The 14086-nt window shown below is 75.1% G+C and carries 15 protein-coding genes; 5 read left to right on the plus strand and 10 right to left on the minus strand.

Going from position 1 to position 14086, the window contains the following annotated elements; genetic code table 11:
• Positions 1-39: 39 nt before the first annotated feature.
• Both ACIOGZ_RS15955 and ACIOGZ_RS15960 read right to left on the minus strand, forming a co-directional pair.
• Positions 40-780, minus strand: a complete 741-nt coding sequence (locus ACIOGZ_RS15955) for a tyrosine-protein phosphatase (protein ID WP_400986209.1) — start codon at positions 778-780, stop codon at positions 40-42.
• 174 nt (positions 781-954) lie between these two features.
• Complete coding sequence (locus ACIOGZ_RS15960) at positions 955-1668, minus strand: VC0807 family protein (RefSeq protein WP_400986211.1); 714 nt, start codon at positions 1666-1668, stop codon at positions 955-957.
• A 205-nt stretch (positions 1669-1873) separates the two neighbouring features.
• On the opposite strand from ACIOGZ_RS15960, the gene ACIOGZ_RS15965 reads away from it, so the two are divergent.
• The 3 genes from ACIOGZ_RS15965 (at position 1874) to ACIOGZ_RS15975 (ending at position 5967) form a co-directional block, all read left to right on the plus strand.
• Entirely contained in the window at positions 1874-2755 is an 882-nt protein-coding gene (locus ACIOGZ_RS15965) for an RNA polymerase sigma factor (RefSeq protein WP_400809914.1), read from the plus strand.
• On the plus strand, positions 2752-3894 hold the full coding sequence (locus tag ACIOGZ_RS15970) for a hypothetical protein (RefSeq protein WP_400986213.1): 1143 nt from the start codon (positions 2752-2754) through the stop codon (positions 3892-3894). Before ACIOGZ_RS15965 ends, ACIOGZ_RS15970 begins: the two co-directional genes overlap by 4 nt.
• A gap of 459 nt (positions 3895-4353) precedes the next feature.
• Positions 4354-5967: a protein kinase gene (locus tag ACIOGZ_RS15975; RefSeq protein ID WP_400986215.1), complete on the plus strand. Its 1614-nt coding sequence runs from the start codon at positions 4354-4356 to the stop codon at positions 5965-5967.
• A 40-nt stretch (positions 5968-6007) separates the two neighbouring features.
• Here the strand turns inward: ACIOGZ_RS15975 and ACIOGZ_RS15980 are convergent, their stop codons facing one another.
• The 7 genes from ACIOGZ_RS15980 to ACIOGZ_RS16010 all read right to left on the minus strand — a co-directional run bounded on the left by ACIOGZ_RS15980 (position 6008) and on the right by ACIOGZ_RS16010 (position 11057).
• Complete coding sequence (locus tag ACIOGZ_RS15980) at positions 6008-6634, minus strand: glyoxalase (protein WP_400986216.1); 627 nt, start codon at positions 6632-6634, stop codon at positions 6008-6010.
• Positions 6631-7068 (minus strand): AraC family transcriptional regulator, encoded by a 438-nt coding sequence (locus ACIOGZ_RS15985; protein ID WP_363582428.1) that lies wholly within the window; start codon positions 7066-7068, stop codon positions 6631-6633. Before ACIOGZ_RS15985 ends, ACIOGZ_RS15980 begins: the two co-directional genes overlap by 4 nt.
• Before the next feature lie 115 nt (positions 7069-7183).
• Positions 7184-7594 (minus strand): VOC family protein, encoded by a 411-nt coding sequence (locus tag ACIOGZ_RS15990; RefSeq protein ID WP_363582426.1) that lies wholly within the window; start codon positions 7592-7594, stop codon positions 7184-7186.
• A gap of 85 nt (positions 7595-7679) precedes the next feature.
• A complete protein-coding gene (locus tag ACIOGZ_RS15995) occupies positions 7680-8213 on the minus strand; it encodes a potassium channel family protein (protein ID WP_363582424.1) in 534 nt (177 codons plus the stop codon).
• A gap of 112 nt (positions 8214-8325) precedes the next feature.
• Positions 8326-9720 (minus strand): hypothetical protein, encoded by a 1395-nt coding sequence (locus tag ACIOGZ_RS16000; protein ID WP_400986218.1) that lies wholly within the window; start codon positions 9718-9720, stop codon positions 8326-8328.
• Between the two features lie 151 nt (positions 9721-9871).
• Positions 9872-10186 carry a Sec-independent protein translocase subunit TatA gene (gene tatA, locus ACIOGZ_RS16005; RefSeq protein WP_363632805.1) on the minus strand — a complete coding sequence of 105 codons (315 nt, stop codon included), beginning with the start codon at positions 10184-10186 and terminating at the stop codon, positions 9872-9874.
• Between the two features lie 301 nt (positions 10187-10487).
• Positions 10488-11057, minus strand: a complete 570-nt coding sequence (locus tag ACIOGZ_RS16010; RefSeq protein ID WP_400986220.1) for a methyltransferase family protein — start codon at positions 11055-11057, stop codon at positions 10488-10490.
• 221 nt (positions 11058-11278) lie between these two features.
• Here ACIOGZ_RS16010 and ACIOGZ_RS16015 point away from each other — a divergent pair, with 221 nt between their 5' ends.
• Positions 11279-11566 (plus strand): type II toxin-antitoxin system prevent-host-death family antitoxin, encoded by a 288-nt coding sequence (locus ACIOGZ_RS16015; protein WP_363632801.1) that lies wholly within the window; start codon positions 11279-11281, stop codon positions 11564-11566.
• Positions 11567-11751: 185 nt separating this feature from the next.
• On the opposite strand, the gene ACIOGZ_RS16020 is transcribed toward ACIOGZ_RS16015, so the two are convergent.
• Positions 11752-13296, minus strand: coding sequence for an MFS transporter (locus tag ACIOGZ_RS16020; protein ID WP_400986221.1), 1545 nt, complete (start codon positions 13294-13296; stop codon positions 11752-11754).
• Positions 13297-13419: 123 nt separating this feature from the next.
• Here ACIOGZ_RS16020 and ACIOGZ_RS16025 point away from each other — a divergent pair, with 123 nt between their 5' ends.
• Positions 13420-14031 carry a TetR/AcrR family transcriptional regulator gene (locus ACIOGZ_RS16025; RefSeq protein ID WP_363582414.1) on the plus strand — a complete coding sequence of 204 codons (612 nt, stop codon included), beginning with the start codon at positions 13420-13422 and terminating at the stop codon, positions 14029-14031.
• The last annotated feature ends 55 nt before the right edge of the window (positions 14032-14086 follow it).

The raw sequence follows: 14086 nt of genomic DNA on the forward strand, positions 1-14086 counted from the left end.
GGTGGTCGAGTTGCAGGAGCCGGCCTGGCCCGGTGGCCGCTACGCGGCGGGCAGCAGCCGGGCCCGGACGGCGGTGACCTCGGCGGGGGTGGCCCCGGCGGCGAGCAGGTAGCCCGCCGGGTCGAGGCCCTCCAGCGCGCCCGCGAGGACGGCTTCGGCGGTGGTGCCGGCCTCGGCGAGCACCGCGTCGATCCGGTGGTACTGGTCCGGCAGGCCCAGCATCCCGTACAGCGGGCGGACGTTGGGGCCGCTGAGCTGGTAGTCCTCGACGATCGCGGCCCGTTCGACGCCGGCCAGGGCGAGCAGCAGCAGGGCCGCCAGGCCGGTGCGGTCGCGGCCGGCGCCGCAGTGCACGACCAGGCCGCCGGGGCGGGCGCCGGCGATGGCGGCGATCAGTGCGGCGGCGGCGTGCGGGCAGTGGTCCAGGTAGGGGCGGAGCGCGAGCGGGGTGCCGTCCAGCCGGCCGTAGGCCTCCCACCAGGCGGGGCCGGCGAGTTCGTCCAGCGGGACGCGGATCAGCTCGACGCCCTCGGGGAGCGGGAGGAGCGGCTTGTACTCCTCGGCGTTGCGCAGGTCGACCACGGTGCGGACACCGTGGTCGAGGAGGGCGTCCCAGCCCTCGGCGGTGAGGCGGTCCAGGTTGTCCGCCCGGACTATCGCCCCGCGGGCGGTCGGCCGGCCGGAGGCGGTGGGCAGTCCGCCCAGGTCGCGGACGTTCAGGCAGCCGTCCCACACGAGGGTGCGGTCCTCGGTGGCGGTCAGCGCGTGCGTCCGGCTCATGGGGGCCCCGTTTCCTCGACCGGGGGTCCCGTTACCCCCTCGTTATGAAGGACTCCCGGGAGATCCGGATGGTTCCGTGCTGTTCGGATCGCCGACACCCGGCGTTGGGGCCGGTTCGGGCGCCGTCCGGGGGCGGTGATGCTCCCCCGGGCGGCAGGTGGACGGCAGGCGGTGTCAGACGGCGGTCGGGGCTTCGGTCTCGGCCGCGACCAGCTTCTCCATCGGATCGGCCGCGATCCGACCGAGCATCGCGCTGGCCGCGATCGCGCCGATCATGAACACGGTGGACAGCCAGGCCATGGTCGCCACCGGCAGGGTGAAGGCGCCGACCACCCGGGCGACGCACTCGGCCAGCAGCGCGGTGCCCCAGGCACCCGCGAACACCCGCTCGTGGCGCTGGAAGGCCCGGGAGCCGGCCGCCCGGCCCTCGACCAGCCGCTGCCAGGCGGCGGCCCGGTCGCGCTTGCCCTTGGTGAGGAAGGGCATCAGCACCGGGGTCATCACCGACCGGCCGACCAGCGCCGAGAACAGGATGGCCAGCGCCACGGTGCCGCTCAGCCCGCCGTCCTTGGCGATCATCAGTCGGGCGTCGCCGGTGACGAAGGTGAGCGCCAGGCCCGCCAGGTTCACGGTCAGCATCAGCGCGGCCCACAGGTTGAGCCTGCGCTCGCGCAGCAGGCCGAGCACGGTCCGGGCGGCCGGGATGGCGCTGCTCCACGCCAGCGCGGCGAACACGCTCAGGCCGCCGGCCGAGTGCAGCAGGTAGTAGCCGGCCAGCGGGGCGACCACGTCGATGGCGAGCGGGCGGAGCCCGGAGGCCGACGGGTTCGGGGTCGTGTCGGTCCCGGTGGTGGCGGCGGCGGTGGCGGTGGTGACGGTTCGGCTCACGGCGGGTTCCTTCCCTGCTGGTGGCCGCGGGCCGCTGCCCGCGTCGTGCCTCCAGTGTTTCCGTCCGACCCTCCGTCAGAGCAGTGCCGTCCGTTGCGGGATCCGCGTGACAGCTGTCATGGTGCGGGCCGTGACAGCCGCTCCGACCTGCGACTTCTCCCGGCTCGCGGGGTCGCGTTCGCCCGGATGGCCCATGATGTGGCGGGTGCAGAGTGCAGAGCGCCCCGGAGCGGGCACCGGCAGCCCCGTCGGCCGGTCCGGACCAGTCCCTTCCGCCGGCCCGCCAGCGGGCCGGGCCCCCTCTCCCGCCGATCTGACCGAGGCCGTCCGGGCCGCCCAGGTCGGGGACGAGGAGGCGTTCCGGTTGCTGTTCCGGACCGTCCAGCCGGGCCTGCTGCGCTACCTGCGGGTCCTGGTCGGCGGTCGCCCCGAGGACGCCCAGGACGCCGAGGACATCGCCTCCGAGACCTGGCTTCAGATCGCCCGCGACCTGGGCGGCTTCTCCGGTGACGGGGACGGCTTCCGCGGCTGGGCCGCCACCGTCGCGCGCCACCGCGCGCTCGACCACCTGCGCGCCCGGCGCCGCCGCCCGGTCGCCGACCTGCCCTTCGAGTACCTGGCCGGGCTGGCCGCCGGGGACGACACCGCGGGCGCCGCGCTGGCCACCGTCGGCACCGCCGACGCGCTGGCGCTGATCTCCCGGCTGCCGCGCGACCAGGCCGAGGCCGTCCTGCTGCGGGTGGTCATGGAACTGGACGCCGAGAGCGCCGCCCGGGTGCTCGGCAAGCGGGCCGGCAGCGTCCGGATGGCCGCCCACCGGGGGCTGCGGAAACTGGCCACGCTGCTGGAGCAGTCCTTCGCGGCCGGGGTCGGGATCCCCGCCGCGCGCGAGGCCGAACCGGCGGTGCGGCGGCCCGGCCGGACCGGCCGGCGCCGTACCGAGGAACCCGTCGAGGAACCCGTCGAAGAAACCGCGGGGAAGGCGGCCGGGAAGCCCACGGGGAAACCTGCGGGAAAGCCTGCGGGAAAAAGTTCTCCGCAAGGTGTGACAGAACGCCGGGCCGCGACGCTGAAGGACATGAGATGAGCACCAACCGATCCCGTCGGATCGACCGTGACGCTGCCGAGCATCTGCTCGGCGGTGCCGTGGGCGGCCCGCTGGCCGGGCAGGACGCCTCGCTCACCGGACCGGACGGCGGTCCCGGGCCGCTCGCCCGGATCCTCGCCGCGGCCGCCGCCCCGGCGACGGCCGACGAACTGGCCGGGGAGCAGGCCGCCCTGACCGCGTTCCGGGAGGCGCGTCTCACGTCCGACCTCGTAGTGACCACACCCGTCCGGAGACGATCGATGGCAACCGCCACGTTGGCCAGGGCCTTCAGCACGAAGGCCACTGCCGCCGTGCTCGGCGCCACCGCGCTGTGCGGGGTCGCGGTCGCCGCCGGCACCGGCAACCTGCCGTCCCCGCTGGGCGGCGGGTCCGGCGCGCCCGAGCACGCGCTCGCCGCCGCGGGCGGGCCCTCCGGCAGTGCGCCCGGCACCGCGTCCGCCGATGCGTCGGCCGGTTCGTCCGCCACCTCGCCCGACAGTGCCGCGCCCGGCACCCCGTCCGTCCGCCCGTCCGGCGGCGGCTCCGCCTCGGGCGGTCCGCAGTTGGTCGGACCGTCCACCGCCCCGAAGCCCGGCACCCCCTCCGCCGATACCGACGGCGACGGCGACGTCGAGGGGCACGGCGCCCGGCCGCTCGCGCCCGGACTGGTCGCCCTCTGCCACGGCTTCGCCGACTGGTCGGGCCGGGGCGAGCGCTCACCGGCCACCGAGCCGCGGTTCGGCCCGCTGGTCACGGCGGCCGGCGGGGCGGAGAAGGTGGCGGACTACTGCGCGGAGGTGCTCGGCGACGAGGACGACGACCATCCGGGTGCCGCCGCGAAGCCCCACGACCCCGGCCGGACCACCCCCGGCTCCGGTGCGGGCGCGGGCAAGGGGAACACCGAGGACGGCCGGGGCAACGGCCAGGACAAGAACAAGGACAAGGGCAAGGGCAACGGCCAGGACAAGGGCCAGGACAAGGGCCAGGACAAGGGCCAGGACAAGGGCAACGGCGGCAACGGGGCCAGGCCCGGCCGGTCCGGCGTGACCGTCCCGGCGCCGCCGGCCGCGCCGTCCCTGCCCGACGTCCGTCCGAGCAGGACCGACCGTTCCGACGACAGCCAGTCGGGCCGGAGGTAACCCAGGAACTCCGGGTGGGCGGCGAGCGACTCCCCCCGGGCTCGCCGCCCACCCGGACCGCACCACCCGCAGTACCCGCAGGACCGCACCACCGGCAGGACCGCACCACCCGCAGGACCGCACCACCCGCAGGACCGCACCACCCGCAGGACCGCTCGTCAGTACCACCCGAAGACCCCGGGTGGCCGGTCGGCTCCCCGTGCCGTCCGGCCGCCCGGCCCCGGCCGGCCCGGCAGGCGCCCACCCCGGACGCGCCGTCGGCCCGGTCGGCCTGGAACGTGCGGCCCGCCCTCCCGCAGTCAGGGCGGGTCGCACCCCCGCGCCGGCGGCCGGGGGACCGCTGCCCGGTCCCCCGACCGCCTCCCCGCCCCAGGCGGTGCGGTCCGGCGGTGCGGCTATCGTGCACAGGTGCACGAGGCGGCCCGGAACACCGGGCACGGCACGTGAGGGGAGTTCCAGGTGATCGGACGGGCGCTGAACGGGCGTTACGAACTCGTCGAGATACTCGGCGTCGGCGGCATGGCCACCGTCTGGCGCGGGCTGGACCACGTGCTGGGCCGCCAGGTGGCCGTCAAGGTCCTCAACGGGGGACTCGCCGACGACCCCCGCTTCGCCGAGCGGTTCAGCCGCGAGGCGCAGCACGCGGCCATGCTGGTGCACCCGAGGATCGTCATGGTCTTCGACTCGGGCGTCGACCAGGGCACGCCGTTCATCGTCATGGAGCTCGTCCACGGCCGTTCGCTCGCCGCCGTGCTGGTGCAGCAGCCGGGCCTGCCGGTGGAACGCGCCGTCGGCATCGCGGCGGCGGTCTGCGAGGCGCTGGCCGTCGCGCACGCGGCCGGGCTGGTCCACCGGGACATCAAGCCCGGAAACATCATGATCACCGACGACGGCGGGGTGAAGGTCGTCGACTTCGGCATCGCCCGGGCCGGTTCGTCCAGCAACCTGACCCAGACGGCGAGCGTGCTCGGTACGGCCGCCTACCTGTCGCCCGAGCAGGCCACCGCCTCGCCCCTGGACGGCCGCACCGACCTCTACGCGGTCGGTTGCGTGCTCACCGAAATGCTCACCGGCGAGACCCCGTTCACCGCCGAGACCCCGGTGGCGATCGCCTTCAAGCACGTCAGCGAGCAGCCCCTGCCGCCGTCCTACCGCCGCCCCGGCCTGCCGCCCGCGCTGGACGCGGCCGTGCTGCGCCTGCTCGCCAAGAACCCCGCCGACCGGCCGGCGGACGCCGTCGCGGCGCGGGCCGAACTCCTCTCCACCATCCCCGGGTTGGCGGTCGGCGACCCGACGGCGGAACTCCTCGCCACCGCCGCCGCCACCCAACTGCTGCCGCCCGTAAGGCCGGTGAACCCCAACCAGCAGCACACCACCCTGCTCCCGCCGCAGGCCCCGGCCGCCACCTCGCTGATGGCACCCGTCCCGCAGGCCCCGCCGGCCACTTCGCTGATGGCGCCCGTCCGGCAGGGCCCGCCCGCGCCCGCCGGCCGCAGCCGCCGCCGCGGCAGGCCCCTCGTCCTCGGCGCACTGGGCGTGGCCGCACTCGCCGGCGTCACCGCCCTGGCCGTCGCCGCCCTGGACGAGCCCGCCGGCAACGCCGCCGCCCCCGCTCCCACCAAGCCGCCGGCGGCCACCGCCCCCAGCACCCCGGCTGCCGCGCCCAGCACCCAGGCCCGCGCGTCCACCCCCGCGGCGACCCCGACGCCCACCACCACGGCCCCCACCACCCCGGCCGGCCTCCCCACGGCCCCCAACCCGGCCGTCCCCCGCAACCAGGGGCCGGCCCTCCAGCTCAACGCCTTCCGCCAGGCCGTCGTCCAGACCCAGGTCGCGGGCAAGGAGCACGACCGCCAGGCGGAGCTGCTGCGCATCCTCGACGACGCCTCCGCCCGCCTCAACGAGGGCAATCCGGACGACGCGGCCCAGGAGCTCAAGGACGCCCAGAAGGTGATCCGCGACCTGGCCAAGAAGCACGCCATCGACGGCCCCACCAACGCCAACTGGAACGCCCGCCTCGGCGCCCTGCTGATCACCCTGCACGCCACGGCCGCCGACAACCAGGACTGGTGACCGCGGGGCCTCAGGTCCGGTCCGACGGTGGCGCGGCGGTTCAGCGCGCGGCCGCGGGCCGCTCGGCCGCCCAGGCGAACCCGTCCGGGTCGGTGAAGGTTCCGGCGGTGCCGCCGATCACGAGCCGGTGCGATCCGCTGCCGTCGGGGGAGACGCCGGCGTCCTTGGCGAGGGCCCGGCGCTTGTACAGCGCGAGCTTGACCGGGCTCGACCCGGTGGCGAACTCGACGTACACCGGCCCGAAGCTCTTCGCCACGGTGAGGCCGCGGTCGACGTAGAACCGCTTGCTCGCGGAGACGTCCGCGACTCCCAGCAGGAGCACGAGCTGGTCGATCTGCCGGGTGGCCGGGCCGGTGTCCTTCTTCGCGGAGGTCGCGATCTTCCAGATCGTCCCGTCCGGGGCCTGGACGACGCCGCCGTAGCCCCAGAGCGACTTCGCGGCGGGTTTGAGGGCGGTGGCGCCGGCGTCGAGGGCGGTGTCGACGAAGCCGTTGACGGTGGCGGGCCGGGACACCGTGAGCGACAGCGTGAACCCGCGGAAGCCGGTGGTCGGTTCCTGCGAGGCCCGCAGGCGCAGCTGCGTGTCCAGGCCGAAGGCGGTGGTGTAGAAGCTGCGGGCGGCCGTGGGGTCGGCCACGTCGAGGATGAGGGAGTCGATGGAAGTCATGTCCTCCACGCTAGGTGCGGCCCGGCGGCCGGGGCTTCTCGAATTCTGACCGGTCCGGCGGCCCGTCGCGCGCGGCGCCGGTAGTCGTCGGGCGGCATGCCGACCAGTTCGGTGAAGCGGGTGCGGAAGGCGTCCGGCGAGGTGCAGCCGACCGCGCGGCGGACCGCGGTGACGCCGAGGCCGCCGCAGCGCAGGAACGCGGCCGCGCGCTCGACACGGCGCGCCGTCAGGTAGCCGTACGGCGAGTCGCCGTAGGCCAGCCGGAACTCGCGGCTGAGCTGCCCGGCCGCCAGGCCGGCGTCGCGCGCGAGCGCCAGGACGTCCAGTGGCCGCGCGTACTCGCGGTCGATCCGGTCCCGGACGCGGCGCAGCCGCGCGAGGTCTTTCAGGCGCTGCGCCGCCGCGCGGGCGCTGGCCCACGAGGGGTGACACACGGGAGGACTCCTCTCACCGGGCCCGACTCCGGCCGTCGCGGCCGTCGCGGCCGTGGCAGCCGTGGCGGCCGTCAGGGACCGCGCCGCCCGCACGGTCGGCGCTCGGCCGGTCGGCTCAGCGCAGCTCCTGGATGCGGATCAGGTTGCCGGCGGGGTCGCGGAAGGCGCAGTCGCGCATGCCGTACGGCTGCTCGGTCGGCTCCTGGACGACCTCGGCGCCGCCGGCCTGCACCGCCCGGAAGGTGCCGTCGAGGTCCCGGGTGGCCAGCAGGATCCAGCCGTAGGTGCCCTTGGCCATCATCTCGGCGATGGTGCGGCGCTCGTCCTCGGTGACCCCGGGGTCGACGGCCGGCGGCGCCAGGAGGATGGAGGTGTCGGGCCGGTCGGCGGGGCCGACGGTGATCCAGCGCATCTTGCCCTGCCCGACGTCGCCGCGGACCTCGAAGCCGAGGACGTCGCGGTAGAAGACCAGGGACGCGTCCGGGTCGTCGTGCGGGAGGACGCTGGTGTGAATGGTGATGTCCATGGCGCCGATGCTAGGTGTGGCCGCTCGGGCGTGCTTCTCGAATCCTGACCGATCGGGCGTGGCCGTCCACAGCCTGTGGACAACGTCACGGCTTGCGGTGGCTACGGGTCTCGACGTTCGCCCGGATCGCCCGCGACAGCGTCCCCGCCGCCGTGGCGAGGAAGACGAACGTGTACCCGATCTGCAGGATCACCACGAGGCGAGGGGCCTGACCGGTCGGGGTGATGTCGCCGTAGCCGACGGTGGCCAGGGTGACGACGGTGAAGTACAGGGCGTCGAGCCGGGTGACCAGCCCCTCGAAATCGCCCGGACGGGCGGCCATGACGTAGTAGGTCGCGGAGAAGATGGTCATCGCGAGGAAGATCAGGAACGACAGCCAGACCACCGGGCGCTTCGCGTCGCCCCGCAGCACGGCGGTGGTCTTCGCCAGCAGCAGGCCGCTCAGGCCGACCAGCGCGGCGGCGAACACGAGCCAGCTGAGGACGGGGTGCTGGTAGCCGAGCAGGCGCAGGGGGAGGGCCCAGTACGCGAGGATCAGCGCGGTGCAGGCGCTCAGCAGCCAGAGCGCGGACCGCGGGTCGACCCGGCCCTGCGGTGGTGGTGGCTGGCTTCCGGACATCGCGTCCAGCCTGCGGCCGCGCCGGGCCGGCCGCGTCCCGGGCTGGGCCGTTCGGGCCGGACCGTCCGCCGCCGTTCCACCGGCCGTAGCACCGGCCCCCGCTGACCGCCCCTCAGGCGGAGGCCGGGGTTCCTCCGTCCGGTCGGCCGGGTTCGTCCAGCAGCTCCAGCAGGGCCAGGACGGCGACCAGCGCGAGTGCCAGGCAGAGCGTCACCAGCACCGTCGGATAGCTCCACAGCACGAACGCCAGCGCCGCGCCCGCGACCGCCGCCCAGCCCAGCCAGGCCTTCCAGCGGTGGACGAACCGCCCGACCGGCCCGAGCCGCAGCCCGGCCCGTTCGGCGGTGCTCCGGGCCGCGCCGAGCCCGGCGTGCCAGCCGCTGCGCGCGGTGCGGGCCCAGCGACCGCCGCCGCTGATCCAGGCGCCGAGCGCGACGACCAGGCCGAGCGCGATCACCACCCGGACGGCGGAGCGCAGGTAGCGCACCAGCGCGTCGTACACCGCCTGGGCGGCCGCCTGGTCCACCCCGGCGGGGAGCCCGTCCAGGTAGACGGCTCGGAACACGCTCAGCCCGATGCCCAGCAGCAGCGCCCCGGCGGCCATCCCCAGCGCCGCCGTGACCGCCGCCCGGCGCCGCCGGACCGCGAGCAGCACCCCGCCGACCGCGCAGACCAGCGTGAGCACCGGCATCCAGAAGCCGGCCAGGTCCAACAGCCGCAGGCCGGTGCGGACCTTGGGGATGGCGTCGGACTGCACCAGCGTGAACGAGGTGTGGATCTCCGGGATCCTCGCGGCCGGCGCGAGCCCGTTGTCGACCAGCGCGGTCTTCACCCGGGCGATCACCGGGGCGAGGTCGAGCACCACGGTGTCGTTCCTGACCTCGACGGCGCCGCCGCCCTGCCCGGTCAGCATCCGGTCGATCGCGGTGTGCGCCTGCCGGTTGACGTCCGTCCAGAGGGTGGCGAAGGCGTCGCTGTCCACCACCCGCTGGACCTGGTCGCGGACGAAGCCGGTGAGCCCGTCGGTGAGGGCCTGGCCGATGCCGTTCAGCAGCGCGCCGAGCTTGGGCCGGTCGTCGGGGGCGATGTTGTCGAGCAGCGAGTCGACCGGGATCCGCGCCACGACCTCGTCGGTGACCCGGTTGGTGACGGCCGCCCTGACGGCCGGGTCCCGGGCCAGCGGCGCCATGGTCGCGACGTACCGGTCGGTGTCGCCGATCTCCGACCTCGTCCACACCGCGACGGCGCTCAGCGGGGTCAGCACGCAGGCCAGCAGGATCAGCAGGACGGCGACGAGGGAGCGCACCCGGTGGCGGTCCGGGCGGGTCGCCAACTGCCGGGTGAGCTGCGCCTGGTGGGCCTCGGCGGCGCTCAGGCGGGCCCGCAGGTCGGCCAGCTCGTCGGGCGACCCGGCGGGCGGTTCACCCGGGGGTCCGGCGGGGGGTCCGCCTGGCGGTCCGGCGGGTGTTCCGGCGGGCGGCTCGTCGCCCGGCTCGTCGGTGGGCATGCCGCGACTCCGTTCCTCCGTTGGGTGCATACCAGGAGATAACGGATCAGATCGGACGGCCAGCCGGGAGGGCCGTGAGCAGCCCGGATGCAGCAGAAGCCCCCGGCACCGTCATCGGACGGTACCGGGGGCTTCCGGAGGAGAGCGGGACTCAGACGGCCGTCTCGGGCCGCTTCGTCTCGGTGGCCTTGGTCACGTTGGTCGGCGTGACGGCCGGCGGGGTCGTGGCGGCCGGCTGCGGGGCGGCGGTGCTCTGCGGGGCGGCGGTGCTCTGCGCGGTGCCGGCGCTCTGCGCGGCGTCCGCCGGGGCTTCGTCCTCGCGCAGCGCCTTCGTCTCCGCCTTCAGGATGCGCATCGACTTGCCGAGGCCGCGGGCCATCTCCGGCAGCTTCTTCGACCCGAACAGCAGGATGACGATCGCCAGCACCACCAGGAGGTGCCAGGGCTCAAGACCGTTCCGCAGCATCCCTGGCCACCGGTCCCTTCTTGTCTAGAGTCAAGGGTGGGCGAGCGCCCGTGCTGGCCAGTATGCCTGGCGACGACGGCGAACGGATACACCGGCCGGGAAACGCTGGCCAAAAAGCAGGTGCCGTTCGAGCGGAACGCGAGCGCCCGCGGCGGCGGCCGGAGCCGGCCCGGTCCGGCTCGCGCACCCGTGACCAGCCCGCACGGCACCGCACCGCGCAGCACCTGCCTCTCCGACCCCTCCAGCCCCTTCGGTTCCGTCGCCGGGGTCCGCAGCCGGCAACCGCCCGATCGGCGGCGGCTCAGTACACGAAGGGCACGAGCCGCTTCGACGTCCGCCGGTATTCCGCGTACTCCGGCCCGAAGGCGGCCAGCAGCAGCCGCTCCTCGGCGGTGATCCGCCAGCCGTACGCGCCGAGCAGCAGCGCCGGCACCAGCAGGGCCGCCGGCCAGCTGCCCAGGCCGAGCGCGTAGCCCGTCCAGACCAGCAGACTGCCGGCGTAGCCGGGGTGGCGGATCTGCCGGTACGGGCCGCTGCGGACGACGCGCTGGGTGTCCACGGTGCGCAGGGTGCGGGTGTAGTAGCGGCCCAGGGTGCGCATGCCCCAGGCCCGCAGGGCCAGCCCGGCGGCGATCAGCGCGATCCCGAACCAGCGGGCCCAGGGCGGCAGTTCGCCGATCCCGGCGCGGCCGAACAGCACCACGACCAGCACCGCGGCGGCGTAGCAGGCGAGCAGCAGCCGGGTCGAGCCGCGGTCGCGGCCGTCCGCGCGCCAGGTGCCGGCGGCGGAGTCCTCGCGGCGGCGCAGCATCAGCTCGTAGCCGACCCAGCAGAGCATGCCGAGGAGGGAGAGCAGGGTCGTCAGGGACATGCGGCGGCTCCCGGCGGATAGGAGATGCGGGCCAAGTACCCCTTCACGGTCCTCCCCGGGGACCGCCGACGCACGCCCCCGGGGGTGGACGCCCCGGCCTCCACCCCCAGGTGGACCGTCCGGCCCGCCCGTTGACGAGGCCCGTTCGTTGCCGCCTGCGATCTGCGGCCGTGCCGCCGACCCTGGCACGCCGATGGACGTACAACCGCTACCTTGACGCCATGGGCGAGCCAGTGATCGAGTCGATGGCCGCGGTCCGGGGCCACCTCGCGGACGTGATCGACCGGGCACGACGTGACGGAACTCCGACGATCATCACGAGGCGCGGCCGGCAGGAGGCGGTGGTGATCGACATCGCCGAGTGCTGGCGCCTGCGGGAAGTCGCCGACCAGGCCGAGGACGAGTGGCTGAACCGCCTCGCGGCCGAGGCCGAGGCCGAGGGCCTCGAAGGCTCCGTCTCGCTGGAGGGGATGGCCGCCCTGCTCCGCGATCACCACGGCCGAGCCTGAGGGGCTGCTCCGTGCTCACCGGGTGCTGTACACCGTCGAGGGCGGGGTGCTGATCGTCTGGGTCATGGCGGTCGGCAACCGTCGTGAGGTCTACCGGCACCGGTAGGGGCCGGTGGGAACGGCGGAGAGCCCCCGTCCGAGGGGGCGGGGGCTCTCGATGACTCGCGTGGATCGGGCCGGGTGGGTCAGGCGGTGACGGCCTCGGGGGCCGGGGCGGCGGCGGGGAGGTGGCGCATCAGGCGGTAGGCCAGCAGGGCGGTGCCGAGGGCGAAGACCAGGCCGACCACCGCGGCGACGTGCAGGCCGTCGGTGAAGGCGGCCCGGGCGGTCTCCAACAGGTCCGTGCCGATCCGGCCGGGCAGGTGGCCGGCGACGGTGACCGCGCCGCCGAGGGTGTCCTGGGCGGCCCGGGCGGCCTCGCCGTCGACGCCCGTGGGGAGGGCGCCGTCCAGCTGGTGGCGGTAGACGGCGGCGCCGGCCGCGCCGAGCAGGGCGATGCCGAGCGAACTGCCGAGTTCGACGGCGGTCTCGGAGGTGGCGGAGGCGGCGCCGGCCTGCTCGGCGGGGGCGGCGGAGACGACCATTTCGGCGGTCATGGTCATGGTGCCGACGGTGCCGGCGGCGAGGACGCCCGCCGCGACGAGGATGAGCGCCAGCGGGGAGTGCGCGCCGACCTGGGTCATCAGCGCGAAGCCCGCCGCTCCGACCAGGAACCCGCCGCCCATCAGGGCCGCCGGGCGGACCTTGCCGGCCAGCGCGGAGCTGGTGCCGACGGCCGCGCCGACGCCGACGCTGGGCACCAGCGACCAGAGCGAGGCGGTGAGCGGGCTCATGCCCTTGACCAGTTGCAGGTACTGCGAGGTGAAGAGGGAGAAGCCCATCATCGCGAACATCGCGATGGTGTTGACGCTGATCGCGCCGCTGAAGGTGCGGATCCGGAACAGGCCGAGGTCGATCAGCGGGTCGGCGGCGGTGCGCTGGCGCCATACGAACGCGGCGGCCAGCAGCAGGCCGGCCGGGACGGCGAGGGCGGGCAGCGGGCTCCAGCCGTCCACGGCGAGGGTCTTGACGCCGTAGACCAGCGGCAGGATCGTGGCCATCGAGAGCGCGGCGCCGGGCAGGTCGAAGCGGCCGGTGCGGGCGGTGGAGCGGTACTCGGGGAGCAGGACGGGCGCGGTGAGCAGCACCAGGGCCATCACCGGGACGGCGAGCAGGAACGCGGAGCCCCACCAGAAGTGGTCGAGCAGCAGGCCGCCGGCGACCGGGCCGAGGGTGGCGCCGGCGGTGAGGACGCCGCCCCAGGCGCCGAGGGCGATCTGCCGCTGCTTGGGGTCGTGGAACATGTTGCGGACCAGCGCGAGCGTCGAGGGCATCACGGTGGCCCCGGCGACGCCGAGCAGGGCGCGGGCGGCGATCAGCTGGCCGGCGGTGTCGGCCCGGGCGGCCAGCAGCGAGGCGCCGATGAAGCCGGCGGCGCCGATCATCAGCAGCCGGCGGCGGCCGATCCGGTCGCCCAGCGAGCCCATGGTGATGAGCAGCCCGGCGAGCAGGAACGAGTACACGTCCATGATCCACAGCTGCTGGGTGCCGCTGGGCGCCAGCGTGGTGGAGATGAAGGGGACGGCGAAGAAGAGCACGCCCATGTCCATGGCGAGGACGAGGGTCGGGAGCAGGAGGACGGCCAGGCCGATCCATTCGCGACGGCCTGCGCGGCCGGTGGTTGCGGTCATGGGGAAGACGGTACGGACGTGTCAGACGCCTGTCTAGTACGTATGTGTAAATCGCTCGTGCGAGACGTCAGTGCGAGACATTCGTGCAAGACATCTGTGCAGCCCTTCCGTAGGATTCGGGGCATGGGAAACCGCGAAGACCTGATGGCCGGCGCCAAGCGCTGCCTGTACGAGAAGGGGTACGGGCGCACCACCGCCCGTGACGTCGCGACCGCCTCGGGCGTCAGCCTGGCCGCGATCGGCTACCACTTCGGTTCGAAGGACGCGCTGCTCAACGCGGCGATGATCGAGGCGATCGGGGAGATGGGGGCGGCCCTGGGCGCGGTGGTGGACGCCGCCAACCGGGTGTCCGGCGACCCGGAGGAGCGCTTCGCCGCGGTCTGGGACGGCCTCAGGACCGTCTTCACCGAGCACCGCGGGCTCTGGGCGGCCCAGTTCGAGGCGCTCGCCCAGGCCGCGCACGCGCCCGAGCTGGCGCACGCCTTCGCGGAGGCGCAGAAGGAGGGCCGGCTCGGTCTCGCCGCGCTGTTCCAGGGGCTGCCCGAAGTGCCGGACACCGAGGAGGAGGTCGTCCGCGGCTCCTTCTACCAGACCCTGCTGGCCGGGTACGCCGCCCAGTGGCTGGCCGCCCCCGAACTGGCGCCGAACGGGCGGGACTTCCTGCGCGGGCTGCGGCTGGTCAGCGGAAGCGTGTTCGGCCCCGCGGTGCCGTCACCGCCCGCCACCGCCCGCTGACGGCGGCCGGCCGTCGCCCGTCGCCCGCTACCGCTCGCTGACCGCTGCCGCCCGC

The organism is Kitasatospora sp. NPDC088160, from assembly GCF_044741445.1.
GTDB lineage: Bacteria > Actinomycetota > Actinomycetes > Streptomycetales > Streptomycetaceae > Kitasatospora.

Excerpts from the sequence above, each read along its gene's own strand:
- ACIOGZ_RS15955 (WP_400986209.1), bottom strand. The coding sequence starts at position 780 with ATGAGCCGGACGCACGCGCTGACCGCCACCGAGGACCGCACCCTCGTG.
- ACIOGZ_RS15970 (WP_400986213.1), top strand. The coding sequence starts at position 2,752 with ATGAGCACCAACCGATCCCGTCGGATCGACCGTGACGCTGCCGAGCAT.
- ACIOGZ_RS15980 (WP_400986216.1), bottom strand. The coding sequence starts at position 6,634 with ATGACTTCCATCGACTCCCTCATCCTCGACGTGGCCGACCCCACGGCC.
- ACIOGZ_RS15990 (WP_363582426.1), bottom strand. The coding sequence starts at position 7,594 with ATGGACATCACCATTCACACCAGCGTCCTCCCGCACGACGACCCGGAC.
- ACIOGZ_RS15995 (WP_363582424.1), bottom strand. The coding sequence starts at position 8,213 with ATGTCCGGAAGCCAGCCACCACCACCGCAGGGCCGGGTCGACCCGCGG.
- ACIOGZ_RS16000 (WP_400986218.1), bottom strand. The coding sequence starts at position 9,720 with ATGCCCACCGACGAGCCGGGCGACGAGCCGCCCGCCGGAACACCCGCC.
- tatA (WP_363632805.1), bottom strand. The coding sequence starts at position 10,186 with ATGCTGCGGAACGGTCTTGAGCCCTGGCACCTCCTGGTGGTGCTGGCG.
- ACIOGZ_RS16010 (WP_400986220.1), bottom strand. The coding sequence starts at position 11,057 with ATGTCCCTGACGACCCTGCTCTCCCTCCTCGGCATGCTCTGCTGGGTC.
- ACIOGZ_RS16015 (WP_363632801.1), top strand. The coding sequence starts at position 11,279 with ATGGGCGAGCCAGTGATCGAGTCGATGGCCGCGGTCCGGGGCCACCTC.
- ACIOGZ_RS16020 (WP_400986221.1), bottom strand. The coding sequence starts at position 13,296 with ATGACCGCAACCACCGGCCGCGCAGGCCGTCGCGAATGGATCGGCCTG.
- ACIOGZ_RS16025 (WP_363582414.1), top strand. The coding sequence starts at position 13,420 with ATGGGAAACCGCGAAGACCTGATGGCCGGCGCCAAGCGCTGCCTGTAC.